Here is a 25,074-nt window from a genome sequence, read left to right as displayed (position 1 = left end):
TTCGAATCTGAAAAAAGATCTACCATAAATTATGCTATAATAGAAACAATAAAATGATAAAAAAACGTGTATTATCCGGCATTCAACCAAGCGGAAAACTTCATCTTGGCAACTTAGTTGGAGCCCTTCAAAATTGGGTTGAACTGCAGGATGATTATGACTGCTTTTTCTTTATTGCCGACTATCATGCTTTAACGACCGGATATGACAATGTTAAAGAATTGCCTAAATATGTTAAAGAGGTTGCCATTGATTTGTTGTCTGTCGGGCTTACTCCTGAAAAGTGTACTATTTTCAAACAATCTGATGTTGTAGAGCATTGTGAACTGCACCTTCTTTTTTCAATGATTACACCTCTTTCTTGGTTGGAGAGGGTCCCTACTTATAAGAGTAAGATTAGGGAATTAAAAGGGAAAGATTTAGGTACTTATGGGTTTTTGGGGTATCCTGTTCTTCAGGCTGTGGATATTTTACTTTATAAGCCGGCCTTTGTTCCGGTGGGGGAGGATCAGCTTCCTCATCTTGAAATTACAAGGGAGATTGCAAGGCGGTTTAACCATTTTTATGGCAGCATATTTCCCGATCCGAAAGAACTTTTAACCCATGTTCCTGTTATGCCCGGGCTTGATGGAAGAAAAATGAGCAAAAGTTATGGCAATACGATAGCGTTGTCTGATTCTCCTTTAGAGATAAAAAAGAAGGTTAATTCGATGATTACAGACCCTGCAAGAGTTAAAAAAGAGGATGAGGGACATCCTGATATTTGTACTGTTTTTTCCTACTATAAAGTTTTTAATAAAGAAAAAGTTCTTCAGATAGAAAAAGAGTGTAAAAATGCTTTTCGAGGTTGTGTGGAATGTAAAAAAGAGTTTTTAGCGGGACTTCTTGAAGTATTAAAACCGATTCAGGAAAATAGAAAAGAGATAGAAAAGGATCATAAAAAAATACAAGAGATTTTATGCTGTGGAGCGCAAAAGGCAAAGGATATTGCGTCAAAAACTTTAAAAGAGGCTAAAAAGGCCATGGGGCTTAGCCAATGACTGTTCCTGTTTTCAAAATAGAGACGGAAAAATATACCGGCCCTTTTGACCTTTTGCTTGCCGCAATAAAAGGCGAGCAGCTTGATGTTTTTGATCTCTCTTTGGCCAAGATAACTTCTGCTTATTTTGATTATTTAAAAGAGCTGGGGGTTTTGGATTTATCCTCGGCTTCTGAATTTCTTTTAATGGCAGCGATCCTCTTGGAATTAAAGTCAAAGGGTATTTTGCCAAAGCCAGCGGATGTTTTATTACAGGAGGAAGAAGAGGAAGTAGAGCAGGATCTTGCTAAACATCTGGAGGAGTATCAGTTCTTTAAGCAGGTTGCCGAGGGATTGAAGGAAAAAGGAGAGGTTTTTAGAAAGGTTTTTTCACGTTATCATAGAGATGAAGGGAGAAGAAAGACTGAAAAAGTTGAGTACGCGTTTAAAAATGTGAGCTTGGAAAAGTTAATTGAGGCATTTAAAAAAGTTTGGGATTCAATTCCCATACAAAGAGAGTTACAACATATAGAAGATGAAGATATAACTTTGCCTCAAAGAATTGAAGAGATAACGGATATGATAAAAAGTTCTTCTCAAGGGGTCTTTTTTGAAAATCTTTTTATTCGCAGGACAAGGCTTGAAGTTGTTGTGACTTTTCTGGCGATTTTGGAATTGGCAAAGAGAAGAGAAATAAAAATTACACAAGGGGGGATTTTTGGTGGAATTACAATTAAATGCACTTAAAAAAAATATCGAGGCCTTGCTTTTTGCCACAAGAAAACCTTTGTCTTTGAGTGAATTATCTCTGCTTTTGGAATCAAACAGCTCCGAGATTGAGAAAGTTATCTGTGAGCTTAGGGTGGAGTACGAGAGCAGAGGGATAAAGATTTTTGAGATTTCTGGCGGGTTTATCATGGGAACCGACCATTCATGCGGTGAATACGTTGACAGGTTATTTAATATAAAAGTTGAAACTACATTGTCTCCTCAATCTATGGAGACACTTGCCATTATTGCTTATAAACAACCTGTTACAAAAGCTGAGATAGAAAAGATAAGAGGCCTTTATTCCGATGGTACAGTTGCCACCCTGCTTGACAGAGGGTTGGTCGAAGAAAAGGGGAGGGCCGATTCGCTTGGCAGGCCGATTTTATATGGCACAACAGAGGAATTCTTAAAACATTTCGGGCTTAAAGATGTTTCTGATCTTCCAATAATAGATGAGAGTAAACTTGGCAAGAGCCGAGTTTTTGAAGTGGCGTTGAAGTGATGTTGACAAATTTTGAGGCTTACTCCATAATGTATATATACATTATGGAGGTTGATTGTGATGCATAGAACGCAGATTTATCTTGATGATAGGATTTTTGAGTTTCTTGAAAAAGAAAGAAAAAAGACGCATACCCCTCTTTCGGAGATAATCAGAAATAGTATTAAAAAAAATATAAAAGATAATGTTGATTCAATAATATCAAAAATGAATAAAGTTTCTGGAGCCTGGGAAAAGATTTCTATATCTCCAAATAAATATTTACGAAAAATGAGAGAGGACAGATTGTTATGATTTTTGTTGATTCTGATGTTTTGATATGGATTTTGAGAGGCGATAAACAATTTAAAGGTGATTTTTCCGCGGCGGTTAATGAATGTGACGGCGCTATATATATTTCTCCAATGCAATTTGTTGAGATACTTGCGGGAGTTAGAGAGACGGAACGACTTGATACTGAATTATTTCTTAATTCTTTACAGGTGCTTCACATTGATAGTGAGATAGGCAGGTTAGCAGGTGAATATATTAGGAAATATAAAAAATCTCATAATGTTCATACAACGGATGCTATTATTGCAGCTACAACTAAAATTAACAATTTAAAACTATGGACATGCAATAAAAAGCATTATCCCATGTTGAAATTAAGTGAATTTTATAAATAGTTATTTTTTTGGCAAGAGCCGAGTTTTTGAAGTGGCGTTGAAGTAATATACTTATTTTTATACTACTGGCAGGTTTTCCAGCTCATCTCTAAGTTGTATCGCTCTTTGGTATTCTGCATATAACCAGTGTTTTTCACCTTCTACTTCTGTAAATAATTCCTGCAACCTTTGGATGTGGTCTTTATTGCCTAAAGTTCTTGCTACTCTTCTTGCAAGGTTTTCGGCATTTAAGTTTGGAGGTATGGAGGGATTCTTTCTTTGAAACGAGATGTCTCGTGAAGAGAGAATTTGTTCCGCTATATGGACAAGATGAAAGAAGGGAAAAAACCATAGCCAGATTGTTTTACATAGGATATTCGCATCTGAGAAAAAAGAGACAGTTTGAGGATTTAATCTATCTATCATATTAGACGTGATGTTATTGGTGAGGTAGTCTATTCTTTCTGAAGATATTTTTATGTCGCTTGATAGATGTGCATAACATTCTTTTAAAAGGTTTATTAATGACCGTGATGGTTCAATTGTAATAGTGTTTTGAAGGCGTAGGACTAAAAACTCAGTTTTCAAACTGCTAATTAAATCTGGATCATCAGATTCCTTAATAATAGCTGTAAGTTTATTTTGATTTCTCTCTAAAAAAGCTTTTGCTTGAGGATGTTCTTTTTCGCAAAGTTTTAATATCCTTTTTAATATGTGGAGATTGTTTTTGTCTTCCATGAGAGATTTGGCAAATTTTTGGTCTTCAAGTAGAATTGCCCATGCTGTATCATCATCTTTTTGTAATAAGGTTTTTATTGCATCTCCTCTTTTTAAAAGTTTACTTAAATTGTCTTTGAGTTGTTTTTCTTCTGTTGTTAATGGCCTGATCTCTTGAATTTTTGTTTCATTGAACATATACCGTTTGTAATAATTATCAAATAAGTATTCTTCGATTGGATCGCGCTCATTTTTCGGTATATCAGCTATAAGTCTGTATTTTTCTATAGGGCTTAAGTTCCTTACGCTGGCAGCTGTTGGTCTGTTTGTTCTCCCTGATAGTAACGTAGCTTCAATGCTCCCGTTTTTAATTGCAGTTGGTATCCGACTTGCGATTACTGGAATGCCGCATCTTTTAATTTCATCTATTAGTTGAGGAGTAAGGCTTGCTTTTCCTTCTCTTATGGCTTTCAAGCTCTTTAATAAATCTGGAGAGACTTCTTTTTTAACCGCATTGTCCATGGTAAAAGAGATAACTTTATTGAATATTCTCATGATGAATTGTTATCGTTAGATTTGGGGCAAAATTTCAAAATTTAGCAGCGTTTCCGGATCCCATAAAAACAGGGGAAGAATGGAATTTATAGTTATTTTCTTCCAGATTTTATCGCTATTAGAACCATCTAAACGTATTGATGCTCTGTTTGTATAAGTAACATATGTCCAGGGATATTTGGGAGCAACCTGTTTTAATTGTTCATCATCCCAGGGAGAACGATGCAACTCCTTGCCGCGTATAGAAGGGGGCAATAGCCATTCGATTAGTTCCCATGCTTTTTTATCTGTAAAATTATCTTTTGGCTTTTTAGGGGAGATTAAAATTGAATGCCAATATGAGGCAGTGTTAATATCAAAGTTTAAAAGAATAATTTCAATATTTGGAAGATGATTAAACACTTTAACCATTCCAAGCTTTTGTCCTTTTGGATGTATAGTTTTATAATAAGAGGCCAAAGCAAAAGAGACATCCCTAATTACCTTGGGATCGTCATGGTCTTTTATTTCCAGTAAAATTTTCTTAAAATCTAAATTGTTATCTCCTGCTGATTCCTGGGCTATAGCAATCTGGCCGATTTTGATGAGATGCAAAAGCTCCTCCCTCGTAGAAAATATTTCATGGCTATAAAAATCGAGACCGTTGGAACATGGGAGAGTATCGGGCTCAGCCGTTTTTCGTTTTTCTAATATTTCAAATATCCACTCTTTAATATTTAATCCACTTTCTTTTTCAAATAGTTCAATCTCCATATTTAAGTAATATTCACTTATAAAAGGGCCGGCAATGCCTGGTCTGTTTATTTCTCTTTCAGTCAGATATTTTATTGTCTCTTTTAGAGATGGTGAAAGATTTTCTGTAGCATGGTTGTAATACCACATTCCAAGAACTTTCGCGGCATAAGCTCTGACTAAAATATCTGAATGATCGAGTGCGGAAAAAAGAAAATATTTTGCTTCATCCCATGTTTTTTTCGGATAAAAATAAAATATTTTAGCCGCCTCAATATAATTTTTTTGAAGATGAGGAGCTGTTTTTCCTTTCTCAATGTCATTTAACCATTTGTTTATAAGAGGATGTGGGGTCTCTAAAAAATAGATAAAATAATCAAAAAACTCCAAAAACCATTCTTGTTTTTCTTCGAAAATTACCCCAAAAACAGGGAGAATCTTATTGAAATGTGTATCTATTCTGTTTGACAATTTCTCACTCCAAAGGCCGATTTTAATATTGTGAAACGCACTATTTTTAATTTGAATATCATCCCATCTAATAAGTTTAAGCATTAAAGAAAAAAACTTGTCCCACAAATCAGCTACTGTTTGAGAGTTTTCTTGGCCATATTCATGCAAGGGGAGTTTGTAGAAATCATGGAGCGATAGTCGTAATTGCTCTATGTTTTTTGCTTTAGCATATTTCTCGATTCGGCTTAACTCTGCTTTAAATTGATCAATTTTTGATGTTTTCATAATTATATTTAGAATATATTATCATATTATAGAGCGGAATTGCGGAGAATATTGTGGTAAAATAACGAGTAGAGGTGAATAGAATGAGCATTGTGAAAGAAGAAGCTATTAAATTAATTGAAAAACTTCCTGATGATTATACCCTTGATGAAATAATGGCTGAATTATATTTTAAGCAAGAAGTAGAACAGGGTTTGGATGACATAAGAAAAGGCAAAACTTACTCTCATGAACAAGTTAAGGATATGATAATTCAATGGCGAAAATCGTCTGGTCGGAACTAGCAAAAGATCACTTAAAAGAAATTGATTCTTATATATCAAAAGGCTCTCCTCTTTTTTCAATGATTTTTATAGAAAAGTTAATCCATTCTGTTGAGAAAATATCTTTATTTCCTAAATTGGGCAGAGTTGTTCCTGAGTTTGCAGATGAAAATTTAAGGGAAACATTTTTTTATAACTATAGAATTGTATATTTTGCAAAGAAAGAAGAAATAGCGATTATTGCAATTGTGCATGGAGCAATGGATATATCCAAGAGACGAGAAAATGAAGATTGGAAAAAGGATATATAAATAATGAGCTCAACTGATGCACAATTACATGAAATATTTACCTCTATCCAGGGGGAGGGGATTTATCTTGGAGAGAGGCAGGTTTTTGTCCGTTTTTCGGGGTGCAACCTTTCTTGCGATTACTGCGATACCGACCAGGCTCTCTCTTTAACTTCCGAGTATAAAGTAGAACAGACCCCCGGTAAACATGATTTTAAAAACTTCAAAAACCCTGTTTCTAAAGACGAACTTCTAAATCATATATTAGGTTTGTATAAACCGAATTATTTTGTACATTCTGTTGCTATAACCGGAGGAGAACCACTTTTACAAGTCGATTTCTTGAAAAATTTTCTTCCGATGCTTCAAGAAAAGAAGATTAGAGTTTATTTAGAGACAAACGGAACATTATCAAAACATTTGGAAGAGATAATCAATTTTGTAGATATAATATCTATGGATATTAAACTCCCTTCATCCTCTGGAAGCGGCATGGAGATAAGAGACTATAAATTTTTTTTAGAAACGGCATATCTTAAAGAGGTTTTTGTTAAAGTAGTGGTTACACCGTCCACGATTATTAAAGAAGTTGAAGCCGCAGCAAACCTTGTTGCCGAAGTTGATAATAAAATATCGTTTGTAATTCAACCTGCAACCCCAACAAAAAAGATTAAACATCAGCCGTCAACTTCCGATCTTTTAGCCTGGAGAACAGTTTCTAAAAAGCATCTGGAAAATGTAAAAATTATTCCGCAAGTTCATAAGGCATTAGGGGTTTTTTAGTATTGTATGAATCCCGATTATCCTAATCGGGGCGAACATAGGCTCTTTAAGTTCTAAATTATCCTTTTAGTTTAACAATTATTTCAGATAGCCACTTTATATCTTTTTCTCTTTCTTCTTCGTATGAAAGGGTCTGCATCGATTTTAGAAGCTCAATTTTATATGCTGCTGCCTGGCTTGCCATATCTTCCAATTTTGCTTCTATCCATTTTGCTCCATCAGGACTTATATGCAAACCAAGTTCTCGGGTTCTTAACGTATGATTGTTTATTTTTCTTGTTAATCGCTCAAAATCTTTTTTTGTTGACGATAGAATTCTATTTAAGTGAAGTTCTTTTAGTATGACTACCGATTTTAACCATGCCAATCTTTTAGCTTCATGTATGACTTCTTCCATTCTCTTCTCGGTCTCTTTTAAAGTCAAAAGTTTTCTTTTTATAAAATTGTTTTCTATTGATAGGCTGTATTTTTCTATTAAGTTTTCTGTGATTAAAGTTTGAATTGTATTGTTTCTTAATTGATCCTCGAGAGATTGTATTTCTGATTTTATTTTTATTTCAATATGTTTTATTCTTATTGCTTCATCCGTAAGAATTATAGTCTCTTTACTAAAAAGGACTCTTAATCTTTCCCATGGAATTTCCAGCTCTTTTATCATTTCTATTAAATCCGATAAATTTACTGTTATTTTCCCTGAATAATAATCTAAAAGCCTTTGTGGCCTTTGGGATTGTAATACAACAAAAGAAGCAAGCTTAGGATCGTTGATTTTAGCGTTGAAAAATTCCATAACAAGTTGTGACAACAAGTCGTAAATAGCTTTCTCAGTTTTTAATTGTATATCTGTTATAAGCTTAGGATCAATATTTTTTTCCAAGACTATTAATGTTTCATAATTTATGGGCAACCCTAAAAGTTTGTGCCCGTATAAAACCGCGTATTCTTCAAGTGAGGCCTCGTTTTCTTTCCCGAATTTGTCTTCCGGTTTTGTCTCTTCTTTTGAGATGGATACTCTTTCATGAGGATTAAATGAGGGGGAAGTTTTAATAAGTCGCCTTTCTAATTTTACTCTTGTTCTTAAATCGTTTTGAGGGAGCCCTTCCTGAACCTCTATCTCTGGTTTGTCTATAGTTGTGGTTTTGTCCATCATTTCTCTTGCAAGGTCTATAAAGTTTCTTATAGTGTTGTAGTCTCCCAGCCTGTCTCCTACGCGATTTCTGATCATTTCTTTGTCTGCGGCAGTAAAAATAGCTTGTGAAGAAATTGCGATTGCTTCTTGTATTGGATTTAATGGAGCATTGGGGTTTATTTGTTCGGCCATGGCAAGTATAGTGTACTGCTTACCGTTTGTTGTGTACAGTGGGATTGTAAAATTTTCTCATAAAGATTATGTAAGAGGGACATAATTTCTTTATAGGGCATTGTGGGCATAATGGTTTTCTGGCAATACAAATTGTTCTTCCATGGCTTATAAAGAGGTGGGGGAGGATGAACCAAAGTCTTTTCGGGAAAATTTCCATTAAATCTTTTTCAATTTTTACGGCATCTTTATTTTTTGTAAGACCCAGCCTTTGAGATAGACGAATTACGTGTGTATCGACAGTAATCCCATAAATTTTGTTGTAAGCATGCGATAGAACGACCGTGGCTGTTTTTCTTGCCACCCCCGGCAATTTTAAAATTTCATTCATTGTATCCGGAATTCTTCCGTTGAAATTTTTTAAAATCATTTTACAGGCGTTTATAATGTTTTTTGCTTTGTTTCTATAAAAGCCAGTAGATCTTATCTCTTTTTCAAAAGTTGATTGCCTGGCCCTTGCGTAATCCTTCACAGTTTTATATTTTTTAAACAGATTTTTTGTGACAATATTTACTCTTTTATCTGTACATTGCGCGGAAAGAATAGTCGCGACTAAAAGATCGATAGGAGCGCCGTATTTTAAAGCAATTCCGGCGTTTGGATATTTTCTTTGTAGAGTTTTAATTATTTGGAAGGATTTGTTGGTGTTCATTGTGGGGTTCCAGTAGAGGCACAAGATTTTGCGCCTCTACAATAATCTTTTATTTCATTGAGATTGCTTGAAGAGGACAAGCGTCAACACAGTCTTTGCATGATGTACATTTATCCGTGTCAACTTTTGCTACATTATCATCCATTGCTATGGCTTGAGACGGACATGTATCTATGCAAACACCGCAGCCTGTACATGTATTTGGATCAACAAATGCTTTTTCTGCCATATCTATCCTCCTTTTTCAGTTTTTTTAGTTTGAAACTTCGATCGCCTGTGTTGGACATTGGTCAGCAATTCCTTCAAGATCACAAGAATCACATGATTGTTTTATAAGCTCTGCTTTCCCTTCTGAATCAAAAGAAAAGACTTCGGGGCAGGCATCTGTACAAATTCCGCACCCTATACATAATAATCTATCGAGAGTTACTGACATATTTACACCTCTTTATACTCTATTTCAAGCCCAGCATTAATTTTATTTCGGGTTTATTAAAGCCTATTATTATTTTACCGTCTATATCAAAAACAGGGACTCCCATTTGTCCGGATTTTTGAATCATTTCTTGCGCCATTGCTTGATTTGTAGAGACATCTATATCTTCAAAAGTGATATTGTTTTCTAATAAAAAGTTTTTGGCCATTTTACAGTATGGGCAGGTAGGCGTAGAGTAGACTTTAATTTTTTCTTTTAGCATTATTTCCGGGACCTCCTATAACTTTATATCAAAGAAACCTCGCCTTTCCCTTTCCGAAATCTTTCTTTCACAATCAGGGGTGCAGACTTCTTGTTTTGGTGTTATACACAATGCACATCTTAATTGTTTTTTATTCTTTTGAATTACTACACTTAACTGCGCAAAACAGTTTGGACATGTTATCCTGTCGCCATGTTTAACATCTTCAGGTAAGTTAATTTCGGTTTCACATACCGTACATTTTAAAATCTCGTTAGTCATTTATTTATGCCTTATTTTGTTCCATTGATTGCTTTTAAGAGCTCATCTGAGTCAATTCCGTGTACTTCAGCTGCTTGTTCCAATGTTTCTCCCTGAGCAATTACACAACCTAAACAGTGCATGCCATGAGACATTAAAACTGAAGCAGACTGCGGTTTTATTTTAATAATTTCCGCAATGGTCATTTTTTTGGTTATCTGCTTGTTTTCTTCACTCATAATAACAATATTATAGCGTAAAAATTTATGAGCGGCAAGGGTGGGGCGAATGGCAAATGGCAAATAGCAAATGGCAAATAGCGAATGGCAAATAGCAAATGGCAAATGGCAAATGGCAAATGGCAAATGGCAAATAGCGAATGGCAAATGGCAAATAGCGAATGGCAAATAGCAAATGGCAAATAGCAAATAGCAAATGGCAAATAGCAAATAGCGAATGGCAAATAGCAAATAGCGAATGGCAAATAGCGAATGGCGAAGAACGTCTCTAGCTTGTCTTATTTTGAAAAACTAAAAAATTATCGGGTGAAATCAGCATAAATATCCTGAAAAGAGAAAATCTTCTCCTGATTTTTCTATTGAAAGGTTTTTTATTTTTATCGCTTTTAAGAGCTGCGTTATCCCTTCTCCTTCGATAGGGGTTATTGCTTCTTTGCCGCCTATGATTTTAGGAGCTACAAAAAAATAAATTTTGTCGACTATCCCCGCAGATAGCGCTTTGGCATTTGTATTTCCTCCCCCTTCTATTAGAACGCTTATTATTCCCATTTTTCCAAGGGTTTTGATGATTTTTTTCATTTCGAAAGACCCATTTTTTGTTGTCGCTCTAATAACTTTTGCTCCGGTCGATTCTATTTTGGCTATTTTATTTTCTTTTGCGTTATTTGAAACAATAACTATTGTTTTTTCGGGTTCAATTCTTAAAACTTTTCGGTCAACATCAATTTTTGCGAGCGGATCTAAAATTATTTTCTTGGGATTTTTTATTTTATTTTTAATATTGCGCACTGTAAGTTCCGGGTCATCTTTTATAATAGTTCCGATTCCGATTATTATCGCATCTACAGTATTTCTTATTTTGTGGCTTCTTTTTCTGGATTCTTCCCCTGTTATCCAGAAGCTTTCTCCTGTTTTTGTGGCTATTTTACCATCCAGGCTCATTGCTGTTTTTAATATTACAAAGGGCAGGCCTGTTGTAATATATTTAATAAAAACCTCATTAAGTTTTTTTGCTTCTTTTGTAAGAAGCCCTTTGTTTACTTTTATTCCTGCTTTTTTTAATTCTTCAAAACCTTTGCCGTTGACCTGTGGGTTTGGATCTTGCATAGCTACGACAACTTTTTTTATGCCGGCTTTGATTATAGCTTTTGTGCATGGAGGATTATTTTTTGTTTCAAAAAAGCAACAGGGCTCTAAGTTAACATATAAAGTTGAGCCTTTTGCTTGTTTTGCGGCTTTTTTTATTGCCCAGGCTTCCGCATGAGGGGTGTTTTGTTCTTCATGATATCCATGGCTTATGATTTTTCCGTTTTTTACTATTACAGCTCCGACCATCGGATCGGGAGATGTTTTTCCTTCCATTTTTTGGGCCAAATGAAGAGCCTTTTTCATAAATTTTATATCATTTTTATTCCACATAATATAATTTTATCACTTACCCCTGATTATTCATACTAGAAGGAAGTTCAATATAAATGAGCGACTAGAGTGTTTTTAAATATTTCAAAATCTTTGGAAATTCTTTGTCATAAAAAATCGCAGATCCTGCCACCAGAACATTTGCCCCAGCATTTACAGCTTTGGAGGCGGTTTTTAAGTTGATACCGCCATCCACCTCTATGTCTACATTTAATTTTCTTTTTTTGATCTCTTCTCTTAATTGTTTTATTTTGGGAAGGATTTCTGGCATAAAACTTTGACCTTCAAATCCGGGATTTACGGACATAACAAGAACCATAGCAATTTTAGTTAAAATATCGAATACTTTATCAGCAGGAGTTGGGGGATTAATAACAACTCCGGGTTTTACGTTGTTTTGTCTGATTAGCGCGATATCTTCGTCCAGATTTTTTGACGCTTCAACGTGTATTGTTATAATATCGGCTCCTGCTTTTGCAAAAGAAGGTATATAGCGATCAGGATTTTCTATCATTAAGTGGACATCTAAGGGAAGGTTTGTAACGTCTCTGCAAGCTTTTACTATGAGTGGCCCGATAGTTATGTTTGGAACAAAGTGTCCGTCCATTATGTCTATATGTATTAAATCTGCGCCGGCTTCTTCGACTTTGTTTATCTCTTTTTCCAGATTTTTAAAATCTGCGGATAATATTGATGGCGCTATTTTTATCATTTTGTAAAGAATTATAGCATATATTTGTAGCGCCAAGAGGTCAGTATTCACCCCGATTAGGAAGTCGGGGTTCATACCTGGGGAAAGTTCCAACACTCTGCTAGAATTCTGTTTGTATATGAATAATCGGGGTTAAATCCTCTAAAGGGGACTTTGAAACGGGGTTGGGGGTAATTCTTCATTATTTTGCATGGAATCTATTTCGTAGTTGCCTATTGTGATCGAAATAATTCTTCCTATTTTTACTACTTTACCAGGTTCAGGATGCTGATTGGTTACAATAATTGAGTTATCATATTTAGCCTCTATTTTTGCTTTTAATCCAGCATCTTCGATCCTTTTTATTGCTTCTCCTTCATTCATGCCTATGATGTCAGGGACAATTGCTTCGGGAATCGAATTGAAGTAGGCAAAATATAAATATCCTGCTAAAAAAGATAAAATAATTGTTGACACTATAATTCCCATAAAGAGAAAAGGGTTTTTCAACTGTAATTTAACGGCAATAAAGAGCAAAACAACAGCTACGAAGAATAAAAATATAAAATATATTAATAATGTGTTGTACATATACTATATTTTTTGCTCATATTTGAAATTAACCCCGATTCTCCCAATAGGGATTAACGTCCTCCCAATAGTGAGCTTAAAACAGCATAGACAATACCTGCTAAAGCTGCAAGCAATACTATTTTTGCCATAAAAAAACTTTTTTCAGTCTCTTTTTTTATTTCACGAACTTCAATCTCTTTAGGGTTGGGGACATTTTCCAGTTCTATTTGAAAATAATCTGACTCTACTGTGTTGTCTATAACATTTTTATTTTTTATGCTTTGAGATAACTCTGAAATATTTTTAAATCTTAATCTCGGGTCCGGCTCCAACGCTTTTTTTATAATATCTTTTTGATATTTTGTTAAATCTGAATGTAATTCAACATTACCTTTAAGTTTTTGGATCTGTTTTTGAAAAGGGGATTTAAACAGGAGCATTTTATAAAGTAATATTCCTGTTGCGAAGATGTCGGAAGAAAAAGAGGCTCGGCACCCTGACAATTCTTCTGGAGAGAGCGTCTCTTCATTTTCTATAATTGCCATTGCTTTTTGCGAAGGGGATTCTTTTATATCTCCTTCTATTACAAAATCGGTAAGTTTTACCCCTTTTTCATCAATTAAAACATTGTTTTCGGATAACGCGCCATGTATTATTCCTCTTTTATGGGTGGCTTCCAAAGCTTCGCATATTTGTACAATATATCCTTCCGCTTCATCCGGTTTTATTGTTTTATTTTTTATTAAATCTTTAAGAGGAACCCCTTTTATAAACGGACGTACATAATAAAATCCCTGCCACCCGTAATCACCGTCTAAAAGCTTGACAATCCGAGGATGGATTTCTGTTTGCAGGATTTTTACCTTTTGTTTCATTGTTTTTATAAGCGGGGAATTTAAAGTTCCTCTTTTATAAATCTTTATTATTATAGACTGGTTTCCCGATAAAGTGGCGCCGTCATAGGTAAGAGAAAAGAAATTTTCGCCGATTTTTTTACCTGTTTTGAATTTGCTTTTTAACAGTCTCTCCATTTGAATAAATTATAACATTTGTGTTTATATTAACAAGGCGATTAAAACCCCGATTATCTATATTGGGTCTGTTGCGAAATTCATCTAACGTCTCGGCTTCCATTTTTATCTATATAGCAATAAATCTTAGGAAACCACGACTTTTAGTCGCAGGTTTCACCGATAAAAATAAGTATTTTGCAACACTCCCAATTTGTCCTCCCCGCGAAAGCGGGGATCCATCCCGTCTGGCACGGCACGGGAATGACCATTATGCAACAGACCCATATAATAGGGGTTAATAATCGGGGTTAATGTAAAAATCAAATTTTACTTTTGAAGATCGCCTCTATTTTCAATGGTTTTAATAAGCTCTTAAAATTCACCTGAAATTTTTAAAAGGTATTGGCGACTACATAGAACGCATATAAATTAGGATGCAAATTGCAAGGTATTTGTTTTGAAGCTTGAAAAGCTCTCTATTTAATAACAGGAAAGACAGGCAATAGGGACAGAAAGGATATAGATAAATGGGATACGTTGTAAATAGTTCTCTCTGTGGGGTTAATCTCTCTTTACCCCGATTATTCACCTCTATTAGGAAATCGGGGTTCATACCTGGGGAAACTTCCAACACTCTGCTAGAATTCTGTTCGTCTAATAATCGGGGTTTAGTTCTGAAATTTCACCTCAAAATTTTCGATATATATGTGGGAAATAGATTGAATTGTGTGAGGTGTGGAAATGGCAATTAGAGCAGTAAATAATACACCAGATGCATTAATTCCCAAAAATGGGTATGCTGAATCCCTCCGTTTGGTTAATGAGAAGCTGAGCAAATCTATGCTTGCGAATAATAGATTGATAAGTAGATTCCTCGGTCGTGTTGGTACTGCTGTCGCGGCATACAGCAGCTTATCAATGGCATTGGGAGAAAGGCTTGGTGTTTACGTTGATTTTTCTTCTCTTTCCCATGGGTTGATAGATGGTACCGGATATTTATATTATTCTAATTTTGTTTCTGCGCTTGGCATTTTTGCTTCCGGAGTCATAGGGGTTGTAACACTTGAGATTGCAAGAGGGAGAGTTATTGATAGCTTTAAAAAATGTTTTGTGAAAAGTTTTGAAGAAGATTCAGAAAATTTAGCTAGATTGATTGATGATTATTCAGAGATTAATGTTGATGCCGCGAGAGAAGAGATTAATGATGGACTAGAAAGATCGAAACACTACTTGGGAAATGAGTTTGTCGGAAAGGTAAGAGCTCTCATTCCCGATAGACTAAAAAGACTTATAGATTCTGAATTGGGGTATATAAAAGATGGAATGATATTACTTCCTCCAATGCTTAAAGGAGAGATGCATTTTTTGGGTAAACAGGTTTTGGAGCTTTTGGATTCCGCATTAAGAGTCTCTAGAATGAGGGCTTTGGGGCTTCTTTTAAAAGATTATTATGAAGAGGATATTATTTTAGTTGATGAAGCAACTGTCGGAATTCGAGAATATTTAAAAGCGAATGACAGTGCGATCTTAAATCTTCCCCTCCTTTTTCGTTACGTTAGAAGGCATGAGCTAACATATTCTATCAGGCAGATTGTAGAGAAACCTCAAATGAATAGAGGAGAAAGGCAAAAAGCGCGGATGGAGGCGAGTGATCTGATTTTACAGATTAATACGATGTTTTTGTCGTTAACAAAGAGAGAAATTCAGGAAATTACAGCAGAATTAGCACATATTTTAAATTTTGTTGACAATGAAGATTTTCTTTGTGATGAATCAGTTACAACCAATGAAGATCTCAATATGATAAAAAGCTCTTTGTCGCAGTTTGAGAGATGTTTGGGGTCTATGAGTGAAGTACTGAATCCTGCGGAACTTTTTGTTTATGTAACAAACTCGAGCGGTTTATTGCTTGCATTAGAGCACATCAAACAAGATAACGAATTTGTCAGGCTAAACGAGTTAAGAGATTTGGATTCTTTTATTTCAAGGGTGAATGTCCTTTTTTCTTCTTCAAATAATGATTCTCAAGTAAAGATTGTTGCTTCAAAAATCAGAAACTTTGCGAATAAATATAGAATTAGGATGAGAAAAAAGATCAAGTATGCTGGCCCTGATATAGATGGAATAAAAAAACGCTTGAGCGACTATTCAAAAGGTGGTTTTGATCCAAAAGAAGCTGGGTTTGCAACCGCAGTTCTCGGTAGTTTTACAGATGCTATTGAGTTGTTAGGTGAGAAGAGGACTGTGTCTGCCGGGGTAAGTGATGGTGGGGATAGCGGCGGCGCCGCGGTAGCAGTGATAAAAAGTTCTAAGTGAGGAGAATAGGTTATGGTCAATCCTATTAAAAATAAATTATTGCAAAGAGCGGTTATGTCAATGACCGGAAATAAGTTTAGTTGTACTCCCGGAGGGAGATTATTTAGAGTTGCACTAAGAGATGCGCTTGTTCCGGCAGTTGGGAATAATCTTCGTTTAGCTACACATTTAGCGTCTGATAGAAGCCTTGTTACAGGTGACGGGAAACTTGATCTGGATATATTTCAAGCCAAAGTTGGGCCTTTAAGTGAGGGGACCATTGAGTTATTAAAAGCCCGCGATCTTGTTGGCAAGAAATCTTCTATCCCTGGCTTATTGAATAGTCTTATCGATCGTTTTGGCGCCGCCAATCCAGAAAGTAATTTGGTTGTTTGTACAGGATTAAACCCTGGATTAATTGAGGATGCAAAAGCGGAGAGGGCTAAGCTGGATCATGTCCATTTAAAAGGAGATGAAGTTAGGCCAGAGGCATCAGGTGGGGGTGCGGAAAGTACTTCTGTTGCGGCATCAGGAGGTGGGAGTGGTGGATACCTTACAAATGCTGTCATGAGAGATAGGGTTACTAATTTTAAAAGGCTTTTAAGTAGTAGTGTGAGAGAAGAAGAGAAAGAGGATGTTTTAAATAGATACATTAATGGAGAAAGACTTACTGATATATATACGGCAAGAAAAGTTTTTGAGAGATTATTAAAAAGTGAACGGTTGGGGAGTCTTGCAGGAGATGCTTTGCGCGTTCTTAAAGGAGATCCTTCTCCTTTAGCTACAGGAGATCAACAGAAATTGGTATCGGATGAACTTAATGTTTTAAAGAATGGCATAATGAACCGTTTTGTAGAGTTTTTGGAGGGAGGGGAAGATGGACTTATTTACTATCTTGCTTACCTTGTTTTAAGTGAAAACGGAGCTGATTATGCCAAAAAAGTTGCTTTGCCTACGAATTTAAGAAATGCTTTGGATGTTGGGTGTAAAGCAATTAAATCTCAAGATGCTTTTGAAAAAAGTAAGAATCCTAAAAGAGCGGATAGCAAAGTCCCAGATCTTGTTGGAGGGTCTTTTGTAAGATTCTGTTTAGCGGAAGAATCTACTCCAAGTAAGGTTGGTATATCTTTTGATCACCTTTTAAATGTTTTCACAGATCCCGGATCATCAAGAGTTATCAGGAAATCTGTTACAAAAATCTTGGCAAGTATGTTTGCGGGAAGAGAGCAGGAAGTTTTAAGCTATGCAAAAGCAGCCCTTCTTTCGGATGATAGAAGAGTAATTGAAGATGGGTTGGTACTCGCCAGAGCTCTTTATCCTACGTTGGGAGATAAAGAGGATAAGATTGAACTTAGAAAATGTATCGAGGATTTATATAGAAGGAAGGCTAATAAGCAAAGAGATGTCGAAACCGAATTGGATACATCCATTGAAGAGACTCTTATATTTTTAGAGCAGACGACATTGTGTAGGGCAAACAGAGTTTGGGCAAAGACAAATGTCCTTTCAAGGCTTGGACTAAATGATAGATTAGAAAAAATCAGATGTGATCTTTCGAAGGAAAAAAAAGTTCAGCTAAGAGAGCCGAGCGCAGATCCACTTCCTGATGAAGATGATAGAAGCACTTTTGAGTATTTACAAAAATTAAAAACCGGCAAAATTAAACTTATTAAGTTGTGTGTAGAAGGTGGTATGGATGAGTATGTTTGCGCCGAAGAGATTGGTGAAAACAAAATTAGATTCCTTGGTAAAAAGGAAGAAGATGGAAACAGAAGGATTCAGGATGGCATTATTCAAAAGGATGGTTCGATAATTGTTAAAGATCAAGTTGTTGGTGATTATGTAGGCCAATATAAAGTTGATCATGTTCAGTTCCTTGCAACTGAGTATGAGACAGATGCATCAGGGAGAGAGAGAGCAAGATTGACACTGGAATCAGTTCTGAAAAACGGGTTTTTACGAGCTGTTACCCGCAGTGAAGATGATGGAGTTGTAACCGTTGGTTCTACGGATAAAGATGATATTAGAAAAGATCAAAACGAGGCTTTAGCCCTAGGGAGTGTTGCAGGCCTTGTCCAGATGTCCCTTATTGCTGAAAAGAAGTATCATATGTTTAATGGGGGGAAGATTGTTATATTTGTAAGTAAAGGGGGAAAGGGGACCAGGATGGGTGTTGAGTCTACGGCAGAAGATATTGATAAAGGGTTTACTGCTGTACTTAATTCAACGCAGGAGACATGTTCTTTTACTTGTGTTGTTCCAATTGCCATACAGTTGCCAAACGCAGGTAAAGATTTTGCCATCCTTGCAGGCTGTGATCAGAATTTATGGTTTTTCTTTAATATTATAACTGCTCCAATCAGAGTGGGAGAGAAATATTTAAGAGATGCGAATGAAGGAATTATAGTATTTTCTTCTAAAGTTGAGATAGAAGGAAAACCTGATACTCAATATGGGAGTATTTTAGATTTAGGACATCTTTTGGTTTTAATGGGATGCCTTTATGACATGGAAGAGAAACCTAAGGAGATAGAAAAACTGCGAAGGGTTGTAAGGCGCTTAGTTCTTGAAATGGCAGGATATGCCGTAGATATTAGTGATGAACAGCTTGGGAAAATGGCCGTTGGAGAGGTATACAAAGAAGCTGGCAAAGTTATTTTGAAGGATTTAAGCCTCGACTTTGACAGGTTTAACCTGTTTATTACTGGCAAATTTGTTCATAAGGCAGGAGTTCATGTCCCTGAGTGGTTAAAAGAGGCATTGGATACTACAGATAAAATGAGAGATCTTAAAAAGATCGGAAAAGCCGAAGAAGCTTGGACAACTCTTGTTTTTGCTGCGGGAAGATCTGCCACAAAGAAAGAATGGGATGAAATTGGAAAAGAGTTGGGGATTACTCTCAAGTATGCTGAAGCTTGGAAAGTTTTGAGAGATGTTGCAGACGGATTTATACACAGCTATTTGAATACTTTCTTGTATGCTTTAAAACAGGTCCTTCTTCGCGACCTTGGCGGAGAACTCAGCAGAATGTCTTTTACTGTTTTGGATGATGGAAGACAGATTGAGCTTATGAATCTTTTAAGCAAAAACCCTTGGTATGATTGGGCTGGGGTGTTTATTCGTGCAATGTTTGAAGGATTCAGAGAGGCAAGAAATAAAAAGAGAGCGGCATTGCTAGAAGAAGTTAAAGAGCTTGAAAAGACTAGAACTGATCTCCTTGCATTGATTGATAAAATGCAAGATTACCCTGAACTTCAGGATAAATTTAAAGAGGAGTTTGGTTTTAACGATTTTGAAGTGACAGAAGGATATGTTCGCAACTTGAAGGTTGATAAGCGAGATTGTGTTGTTATAGCTGGAACTCCACTTGAGCGTTTAATACGTGCCAGAGCTTGGATGAAGGTTCGTGAAAAAGATGAGTTTAAACATGTAGATCCTCGTGACTGGTTTGATTATATGCGTGTTTCATTGAAAGCCTATAGATTACACAATGTAGCTGTTGCTGTCGGGAGTAGATTTAACGATGGTGGAACTATTGTGGATAGTCACCAGGAACATTTTGATCTTATGCATCAAAATGCCGCATTTAGGGATGCAAAACGGCTTCAACAGCAGGCAAGCCTTTATCCTTATAATCTTGTTCCGGGGATTGAGCTTGCGGGAGTTTCTATAAAAAAAGAAGATACAAGAGCAGAGTTAGACGTGAAGTTAGTTAAAAAACTTCTTATTAATATTACGAGGTTAAATTTAGATCAAAATAATTTGCTTGGTTTGGATAGTTTAGGAGAGGATAGCTTAGCTAACAAGGTGCTTCAGGAATATTTTGAAGATCTTTCAAGCGATGAGCTTAGGTTAAAAGCTGTTAAGATGAATCTTTTTGGCTCAATCGGTAGGCCAGAGCCACTTGCAGGACAAAGAGAATCAACGGAAGATGAATTGAGAAGAAAGCTGGAGCTTTTAATAATGACAAAAGGTAAAGCGGTAGTTTTAGATAGAGGGGAAGAGATTAAAACTAAAACAATAAAGATAGGAGCCCAAAAGGCACAAATGATTAGAGTCGGGGCTAAGAAAGTTGAAAAAGCTGAGTTGGGTGATGATTTCTATACTGCTTTACTAGCACAAGGTTTTATTGATGGCGAAGGATATACTATACCTGAAAAATTTGATAGTTATGTTGTTCATTTTAGAAGAGATTTTAATTTAGAAGGGCTAAATGTTGGCGAAAGAGATCAAGCTGATAAGAAAGACAAAATATTTGAAATATTGCAAAAATATCACGGTGTTGTAATTTGGGATCTGGAACACTCTTATGTTGCAGGGGATCTACCTTCAGGAAGTGTTGTTAATCCTTGGGTGATTGTGAACAAGGCAAAAGTAGCCAAACCGCTTTATATCCCTCACTATAAGTTGATAAATGGTCTTGATTATGAAGATCCGGTTATCCTTATGCCAACAGTTTTTCAAACTTTGGAAGATGGTTCCCTCCCCACGCATGAGAGAATAGGGCGAGGAGCAATAGGCGTTATTTACAAGAAAAAATCGACTCGAGATGATACTGTCGCAAGATATGTTTTGGGGCATATGGGAAATGCTGAAGATGCCGAGCTTGAAGGATTAACTCTTGCGCTTGAACAGGATGTTGCAGATGCCGATGTCAGGTTTCCCGACGGTAGGAGGGTTGATGCTGCTCAATATATTTCTACGAAGGAGAAATTAAAACCTGAGGATGTGATTTTTGGGGCGGGGCAGCTGTGGAAATCGCTTGGAAATTTACTGGAGAATTATTATGAGGGAACTCCAAAGCAGATTTGGGATAGGTAAGGTGAATTATTATGTCTAATTTAAATAGAATAGATGCATCAAGCGTTGGATTTTTGAAAGGGTTTAGAGGGAGTCGGTCTTCTTCTTCACCTTTGAGCCATGCAGTTGTATATGTTAAACCTGATGGAATGGTTCTTCCTGGTGTTCCCATGAAATTTATTATGGAGACGGCGGAAAGGCTTAGAAATGAAGGATTTGTTGTTGATGTTAGCTCTCCTCTTCTTGTAGCGCCGCATTTAAAATCAGGGCTTCCGGAAGCTTTTTATAAGGATGCGTGGGGAGAAGCCATTAGAGGCGGGAAACTGTCTGAAGCAAGAAGAGATGAAGTAGTCCAATGGCTGTGTTGTGCGCATCCAAGCAGGCTTCTTCCAAGGGCTCCTCTGTTTGGTTCTGTTTTAAGAGGGATACCGACAAGTGAAGCTAAAAGAGGCTTTCATGAAGCTTTGAAGGACATTGTAGGAGACACAAGGCCGATAGAGGCTGTAATTTCAGGTAAAATGACGGCGGCTGATTCTTTGAATTCCCGTCGTTACGATTTTATAATGAATAACGGTGCCTCTTTTTATAAGTGGGGAGAGATGGAGCCCTGGGGAAATATCGGACATAGATCGGCTTCGCAGGATGACGCCCTCTATGGAGTTAAAGAGATAGCCAAATTTTTTGCAAGACTTAATCTGATCGGCTTTTTAGATAAAGATATTACAGCTTTATGTTTTGCAAACCATGATACCCTTGTTGGTTCTTCCAATTCTAATGTAATTAGCAGAGTTTCTATATTAGATGTTATTAACGTTTTAGCTGAGCGCAATGGTTCTGTGCTTAATGTTGATCATCTTGGTTACGCTTTTAGGGGAATTACAAGCGGATTTCCTGTGGGATATGCCCCTGATGACTGGACAGTAAATCATGGGATACTTTTAATGAGGGATTGTATTAATGAGGCTGAAAGATTGAAACAATGGAATAACGAACTCGTTTCTAAGTCAGGTTTATCAAGTGATAAATTGGCGCCATATTATGAAGAAAGGTATAGTGACGTTAGTTTTAAGCCGGGAGAGAAATTTCAGCTTTTTACCGTAACAGGGACATCTGGTGTTGGTAAATCTACCTTTGTTGAGGGGGCTGTAAAGAGTTCCCTGAAAGCAAAGGTTATCCCTATCTATACAGACAGAGAAGTTGCAGGGCATACATTTGATTATGAAAAAGAGCAATTCTCATCAGAGATCGCCATGTCAAAAGATGAGTTTACAGGACGAGAAAATGATGGATCTTTTCTTGTTGTTGAGGGTGAATTTGGAGTAAGGTACGCGGTGGCAAAAGCTGATGTTTTGAAAGCTGTTATTACGGGCGGGCCGCATATGATTGTCTGCGGGCCGTTTATCGCAAGGATGCTTAAAGTGCTTGTTAATAAAATGTTGGAAAAAGAAAAAATGACAGGCAATATAGAGAAGCCTGTTGTGACTCTCTATTTACAAGCAAATGAGAAGGCCATAAGAGAGAGGCTTGCAACTAGAGAGAAAGAGACAGGTCGCTCTGCTAAAGATAGGGTTGATCATGCAATTGCAGTTCATAAAAAACTAGAAGAGGGGAAAGACGGCTACGATAAGATAATTAGTACCGTAGACAAATCGAAAAATGAAGTTATTGCCTCTGCCATCACTTTTATGGAAAGGGTTGTCGTAGAGAGCGGTCATGAGATAAAGATCCCTATTCCAAGTCTTGCCATAGATACTGACCTTGTAAGGGTCTCTTTGGTGAGGGGACTTATGGCTGAAATTTATGAAGGGATTATGGATCCTAAAGTAGATGGAGCTAATTTTAATAGTATGGCGCAATTTTTTGCAGAACAATATGCAAAAGATAAGAATAGTTCTGTTGTTGGTAAATTGCAGCAGTACTTAAAAGAATTCTGCAGGTTGCGAACTGGCAGATATCCTATGACGCAATGGGGACAGGATGTCTCTTTGCATGATATGGGGACACCTTGGCATATCCTTTTAACAGCCCTTTTAATGGTTGAAATTGGCTTTAGCAGACCTGATTCTTATTCTGTTTTAGGAGATGGGTTATCATCTCTTGCTCCTTTTGATAGTGAATCAAAGAAAGGGACTATGTTAAGGTGGTGGAGAGGGTTGGCTGCTATGTTCCCTTTGGAATATAGGGTTTTATTGGCGCTTACTCACGATCTTGGTAAAGCAGGGGCGGGGGATATTGAAATTCTTCTTCACGACAGAGCTGGGTATGAAGGGGTCAGGAGGACAGACTTTCTTGAGGGGGCAGGGCTTCGAGCGTGGGGGGAACTAAGGGTTGCAGAAAACGATGTTACTTCTATAATGAAGAAGGCAAAGGATCTATTTGATAAGTCTAAACGTGATGATGGCATTGTTGTATTTAAAAAATATGATGATGATAAAGTAAAAAATAAAAAGAAATTATATGATGGTATAGATAAAAATAAAGAATTAACTGACACTGAAAGAGTCGCATTAAAAAAGCTTGTGGATCAGGCTGATTACGACAACAGTGTTGAAACAGTTAAAAAGATTCTTGAGCTTACAATAAAATATCATCACATCTTTGGAAATCTTTATGTCGGGCACGATTCTCCCATAGCTTTCGCGGAAATGCTTGAAGACAAGGATGTAACAGATCTTTTGTTATTGGAAGATACTGTAACAGTAAATAAAGCAAAATATGCGGAGCTTTTAAATAGTACTCTTTTATTTACATTGGCAGATACGGGCGCCCATGGCCTGTTATCTTTCCTAAGGCTTGAATATTATCGTAACATAAGAAACAAGATGCTTGAGATTTATGATAGTTGCAGAGGAAATAGAGATGCAATGATTGCTGCTATAGAAAACTACTCAAAAAATCATACAAGAGAGAGGTTGTATGCGATTATGTCCGTGGAAGATAGAGTAGAAGGTGAAGCTTACATGGATTATCGTCCAGGACTAGATTTTTATTCAGAGTCATTGGCTGTATCGTTGCAGCGTGCCGAGGATGACTCTGTATCAGAGAAACATTTTTCTTTTAGTGCAGAGGCATTTTTGGGATACCTTGACAGGGTGAGATTGAGGGGTGATTTTTATCCTTCTGATCTTGCAAGAGATAGAAGAAATAGCGATAGTAAAGCGGTTCGCAATGGAGAAGTATGGATGCATCCAAGGCTCCCTCAGTTTTTATCGGTATTTACATCTTTTCTATCTTTTATTGAATCATATCAGGATGTTTTACAGGAAGATGAGCCCCGATTAGAAAATCGGGGTGAATATGAAATTGCAAAAAAGCTTCTTATGGATGTAGTTATAGTAGATAAGAATGGCAATTATATTTTTAGCAGAGAACAGAATAGGTTGTTACCTCCCATTGTGAACAGCTTACTTAGAGATTGGAATGGCGGGTTTACTCCTCCGGACGAAGATGGCATTATATATTTAACAAAGACCCAAGGTGGCGCAAGCGATGTTAAGATTGCAGAAATTTCTCTGATAGGAAGTGCGGGACGACTTGAAGATAAAATAGTGACAAGCTCAACGGCTCAGAAATTGGAAGATATTCGTCCTGCTATAACATTGACAGTTAAATTGAATAATGTAGATATAGATGAAAAAAGAAAGAAGGGACGGGGGGATGATGGTGATGGGGAGATGAGTTATTGACCCTGTTGCGAAAGTCTTAAAATTATGCATGGTTGTTTCCGTACTGAATGCTACAAACTTCTTATCCTGACTTTCTCCTAGAAAAAAAGCATTTTCCAATAATTGTTGTCATTAAGCAAAAAAACCGTTGTGCAAGAAAAGTTTTGTGATACATAAAATAATGACTTTGTGAATTTTCCATTCTGGATTTCTCTGCCCTCACCCAATCTTGAAATAGTTTGAGAACTGGTAGGCATTTCGCCCTCTCCCAGAGGGAGAGGGACTGATGGGCAATTTTAAGCTATTATTTAAATTAGATTTATTTTAAATGCAGAAAAAAATTATGAAAGAAATAAAACGAAATTTCGCAAGAATATTAAGAAAAGATCAAACAAAGGCTGAAAAGATTATTT

23 protein-coding genes are annotated in these 25,074 nt (G+C 36.5%); 11 read left to right on the top strand and 12 right to left on the bottom strand.

All coding sequences use genetic code 11. The features are described from left to right. Nucleotides 1-53: 53 nt before the first annotated feature. Genes A2290_08485 through A2290_08465 form a run of 5 tightly spaced genes read left to right on the top strand, consistent with a single transcriptional unit; the run spans nucleotide 54 to nucleotide 2,959 of the window. Nucleotides 54-1,040 carry a tryptophan--tRNA ligase gene (locus A2290_08485; GenBank protein ID OGC14448.1) on the top strand — a complete coding sequence of 329 codons (987 nt, stop codon included), beginning with the start codon at nucleotides 54-56 and terminating at the stop codon, nucleotides 1,038-1,040. Further along, nucleotides 1,037-1,765: a hypothetical protein gene (locus A2290_08480; GenBank protein ID OGC14447.1), complete on the top strand. Its 729-nt coding sequence runs from the start codon at nucleotides 1,037-1,039 to the stop codon at nucleotides 1,763-1,765. The genes A2290_08485 and A2290_08480 overlap by 4 nt, the downstream gene beginning before the upstream one ends. Continuing rightward, the gene (locus tag A2290_08475) at nucleotides 1,737-2,291 is read left to right on the top strand and encodes an SMC-Scp complex subunit ScpB (protein ID OGC14446.1); all 555 of its coding nucleotides are present in this window, start codon (nucleotides 1,737-1,739) and stop codon (nucleotides 2,289-2,291) included. Before A2290_08480 ends, A2290_08475 begins: the two co-directional genes overlap by 29 nt. 60 nt (nucleotides 2,292-2,351) lie before the next feature. Beyond that, nucleotides 2,352-2,585: a hypothetical protein gene (locus A2290_08470; GenBank protein OGC14445.1), complete on the top strand. Its 234-nt coding sequence runs from the start codon at nucleotides 2,352-2,354 to the stop codon at nucleotides 2,583-2,585. Further along, entirely contained in the window at nucleotides 2,582-2,959 is a 378-nt protein-coding gene (locus A2290_08465; GenBank protein OGC14444.1) for a hypothetical protein, read from the top strand. The genes A2290_08470 and A2290_08465 overlap by 4 nt, the downstream gene beginning before the upstream one ends. 57 nt (nucleotides 2,960-3,016) lie before the next feature. Here the strand turns inward: A2290_08465 and A2290_08460 are convergent, their stop codons facing one another. Both A2290_08460 and A2290_08455 read right to left on the bottom strand, forming a co-directional pair. Continuing rightward, complete coding sequence (locus A2290_08460; protein OGC14443.1) at nucleotides 3,017-4,177, bottom strand: hypothetical protein; 1,161 nt, start codon at nucleotides 4,175-4,177, stop codon at nucleotides 3,017-3,019. Between the two features lie 48 nt (nucleotides 4,178-4,225). Beyond that, complete coding sequence (locus tag A2290_08455; protein ID OGC14442.1) at nucleotides 4,226-5,680, bottom strand: hypothetical protein; 1,455 nt, start codon at nucleotides 5,678-5,680, stop codon at nucleotides 4,226-4,228. An 83-nt stretch (nucleotides 5,681-5,763) separates the two neighbouring features. Here A2290_08455 and A2290_08450 point away from each other — a divergent pair, with 83 nt between their 5' ends. The 3 genes from A2290_08450 to A2290_08440 are packed head-to-tail and all read left to right on the top strand — an operon-like array spanning nucleotide 5,764 to nucleotide 7,016. After that, nucleotides 5,764-5,964 carry a hypothetical protein gene (locus A2290_08450; protein OGC14441.1) on the top strand — a complete coding sequence of 67 codons (201 nt, stop codon included), beginning with the start codon at nucleotides 5,764-5,766 and terminating at the stop codon, nucleotides 5,962-5,964. Further along, a complete protein-coding gene (locus A2290_08445; GenBank protein OGC14440.1) occupies nucleotides 5,937-6,254 on the top strand; it encodes a hypothetical protein in 318 nt (105 codons plus the stop codon). Before A2290_08450 ends, A2290_08445 begins: the two co-directional genes overlap by 28 nt. A 3-nt stretch (nucleotides 6,255-6,257) precedes the next feature. After that, a complete protein-coding gene (locus A2290_08440; GenBank protein ID OGC14439.1) occupies nucleotides 6,258-7,016 on the top strand; it encodes a hypothetical protein in 759 nt (252 codons plus the stop codon). A 58-nt stretch (nucleotides 7,017-7,074) separates the two neighbouring features. On the opposite strand, the gene A2290_08435 is transcribed toward A2290_08440, so the two are convergent. The 10 genes from A2290_08435 to A2290_08390 form a co-directional block, all read right to left on the bottom strand. Then, entirely contained in the window at nucleotides 7,075-8,337 is a 1,263-nt protein-coding gene (locus A2290_08435; GenBank protein OGC14438.1) for a hypothetical protein, read from the bottom strand. Nucleotides 8,338-8,356: 19 nt separating this feature from the next. Next, on the bottom strand, nucleotides 8,357-9,028 hold the full coding sequence (locus A2290_08430; protein ID OGC14437.1) for an endonuclease III: 672 nt from the start codon (nucleotides 9,026-9,028) through the stop codon (nucleotides 8,357-8,359). A 49-nt stretch (nucleotides 9,029-9,077) separates the two neighbouring features. Continuing rightward, entirely contained in the window at nucleotides 9,078-9,257 is a 180-nt protein-coding gene (locus A2290_08425) for a ferredoxin (GenBank protein OGC14436.1), read from the bottom strand. A gap of 24 nt (nucleotides 9,258-9,281) precedes the next feature. Beyond that, nucleotides 9,282-9,464, bottom strand: a complete 183-nt coding sequence (locus A2290_08420) for a hypothetical protein (GenBank protein OGC14435.1) — start codon at nucleotides 9,462-9,464, stop codon at nucleotides 9,282-9,284. 19 nt (nucleotides 9,465-9,483) lie between these two features. Continuing rightward, nucleotides 9,484-9,726 carry an NrdH-redoxin gene (locus A2290_08415; GenBank protein OGC14434.1) on the bottom strand — a complete coding sequence of 81 codons (243 nt, stop codon included), beginning with the start codon at nucleotides 9,724-9,726 and terminating at the stop codon, nucleotides 9,484-9,486. A 272-nt stretch (nucleotides 9,727-9,998) separates the two neighbouring features. After that, nucleotides 9,999-10,205 (bottom strand): disulfide oxidoreductase, encoded by a 207-nt coding sequence (locus A2290_08410; protein ID OGC14433.1) that lies wholly within the window; start codon nucleotides 10,203-10,205, stop codon nucleotides 9,999-10,001. A 312-nt stretch (nucleotides 10,206-10,517) separates the two neighbouring features. After that, nucleotides 10,518-11,624, bottom strand: coding sequence for a riboflavin biosynthesis protein RibD (locus A2290_08405; protein OGC14432.1), 1,107 nt, complete (start codon nucleotides 11,622-11,624; stop codon nucleotides 10,518-10,520). Between the two features lie 64 nt (nucleotides 11,625-11,688). Continuing rightward, nucleotides 11,689-12,336 (bottom strand): ribulose-phosphate 3-epimerase, encoded by a 648-nt coding sequence (locus A2290_08400; protein ID OGC14431.1) that lies wholly within the window; start codon nucleotides 12,334-12,336, stop codon nucleotides 11,689-11,691. A 141-nt stretch (nucleotides 12,337-12,477) separates the two neighbouring features. Beyond that, the gene (locus A2290_08395) at nucleotides 12,478-12,906 is read right to left on the bottom strand and encodes a hypothetical protein (GenBank protein OGC14430.1); all 429 of its coding nucleotides are present in this window, start codon (nucleotides 12,904-12,906) and stop codon (nucleotides 12,478-12,480) included. A gap of 53 nt (nucleotides 12,907-12,959) precedes the next feature. Next, entirely contained in the window at nucleotides 12,960-13,919 is a 960-nt protein-coding gene (locus tag A2290_08390; GenBank protein ID OGC14429.1) for a hypothetical protein, read from the bottom strand. A 723-nt stretch (nucleotides 13,920-14,642) separates the two neighbouring features. Here A2290_08390 and A2290_08385 point away from each other — a divergent pair. From A2290_08385 to A2290_08375, 3 genes are read left to right on the top strand one after another with little or no spacing between them, the layout of a single operon-like run. Beyond that, nucleotides 14,643-16,217, top strand: coding sequence for a hypothetical protein (locus tag A2290_08385; GenBank protein ID OGC14428.1), 1,575 nt, complete (start codon nucleotides 14,643-14,645; stop codon nucleotides 16,215-16,217). 12 nt (nucleotides 16,218-16,229) lie between these two features. Next, entirely contained in the window at nucleotides 16,230-21,017 is a 4,788-nt protein-coding gene (locus A2290_08380; GenBank protein OGC14427.1) for a hypothetical protein, read from the top strand. Between the two features lie 11 nt (nucleotides 21,018-21,028). Continuing rightward, a complete protein-coding gene (locus A2290_08375; protein OGC14426.1) occupies nucleotides 21,029-24,682 on the top strand; it encodes a hypothetical protein in 3,654 nt (1,217 codons plus the stop codon). Nucleotides 24,683-25,074 lie beyond the last annotated feature (392 nt).

The sequence above is a fragment of the candidate division WOR-1 bacterium RIFOXYB2_FULL_36_35 genome (assembly GCA_001771505.1).
Lineage (GTDB): Bacteria > Margulisbacteria > WOR-1 > XYC2-FULL-46-14 > XYC2-FULL-37-10 > XYB2-FULL-36-35.
Note: the sequence above shows the minus strand (reverse complement) of the source record. Positions and strands in the feature narration are given on the sequence as shown.

Coding starts and splice junctions, on each gene's coding strand:
- A2290_08485 (OGC14448.1), top strand. CDS start 54: ATGATAAAAAAACGTGTATTATCCGGCATTCAACCAAGCGGAAAACTT.
- A2290_08480 (OGC14447.1), top strand. CDS start 1,037: ATGACTGTTCCTGTTTTCAAAATAGAGACGGAAAAATATACCGGCCCT.
- A2290_08470 (OGC14445.1), top strand. CDS start 2,352: ATGCATAGAACGCAGATTTATCTTGATGATAGGATTTTTGAGTTTCTT.
- A2290_08465 (OGC14444.1), top strand. CDS start 2,582: ATGATTTTTGTTGATTCTGATGTTTTGATATGGATTTTGAGAGGCGAT.
- A2290_08460 (OGC14443.1), bottom strand. CDS start 4,177: ATGGACAATGCGGTTAAAAAAGAAGTCTCTCCAGATTTATTAAAGAGC.
- A2290_08455 (OGC14442.1), bottom strand. CDS start 5,680: ATGAAAACATCAAAAATTGATCAATTTAAAGCAGAGTTAAGCCGAATC.
- A2290_08450 (OGC14441.1), top strand. CDS start 5,764: ATGAGCATTGTGAAAGAAGAAGCTATTAAATTAATTGAAAAACTTCCT.
- A2290_08445 (OGC14440.1), top strand. CDS start 5,937: ATGGCGAAAATCGTCTGGTCGGAACTAGCAAAAGATCACTTAAAAGAA.
- A2290_08440 (OGC14439.1), top strand. CDS start 6,258: ATGAGCTCAACTGATGCACAATTACATGAAATATTTACCTCTATCCAG.
- A2290_08435 (OGC14438.1), bottom strand. CDS start 8,337: ATGGCCGAACAAATAAACCCCAATGCTCCATTAAATCCAATACAAGAA.
- A2290_08430 (OGC14437.1), bottom strand. CDS start 9,028: ATGAACACCAACAAATCCTTCCAAATAATTAAAACTCTACAAAGAAAA.
- A2290_08425 (OGC14436.1), bottom strand. CDS start 9,257: ATGGCAGAAAAAGCATTTGTTGATCCAAATACATGTACAGGCTGCGGT.
- A2290_08420 (OGC14435.1), bottom strand. CDS start 9,464: ATGTCAGTAACTCTCGATAGATTATTATGTATAGGGTGCGGAATTTGT.
- A2290_08415 (OGC14434.1), bottom strand. CDS start 9,726: ATGCTAAAAGAAAAAATTAAAGTCTACTCTACGCCTACCTGCCCATAC.
- A2290_08410 (OGC14433.1), bottom strand. CDS start 10,205: ATGAGTGAAGAAAACAAGCAGATAACCAAAAAAATGACCATTGCGGAA.
- A2290_08405 (OGC14432.1), bottom strand. CDS start 11,624: ATGTGGAATAAAAATGATATAAAATTTATGAAAAAGGCTCTTCATTTG.
- A2290_08400 (OGC14431.1), bottom strand. CDS start 12,336: ATGATAAAAATAGCGCCATCAATATTATCCGCAGATTTTAAAAATCTG.
- A2290_08395 (OGC14430.1), bottom strand. CDS start 12,906: ATGTACAACACATTATTAATATATTTTATATTTTTATTCTTCGTAGCT.
- A2290_08390 (OGC14429.1), bottom strand. CDS start 13,919: ATGGAGAGACTGTTAAAAAGCAAATTCAAAACAGGTAAAAAAATCGGC.
- A2290_08385 (OGC14428.1), top strand. CDS start 14,643: ATGGCAATTAGAGCAGTAAATAATACACCAGATGCATTAATTCCCAAA.
- A2290_08380 (OGC14427.1), top strand. CDS start 16,230: ATGGTCAATCCTATTAAAAATAAATTATTGCAAAGAGCGGTTATGTCA.
- A2290_08375 (OGC14426.1), top strand. CDS start 21,029: ATGTCTAATTTAAATAGAATAGATGCATCAAGCGTTGGATTTTTGAAA.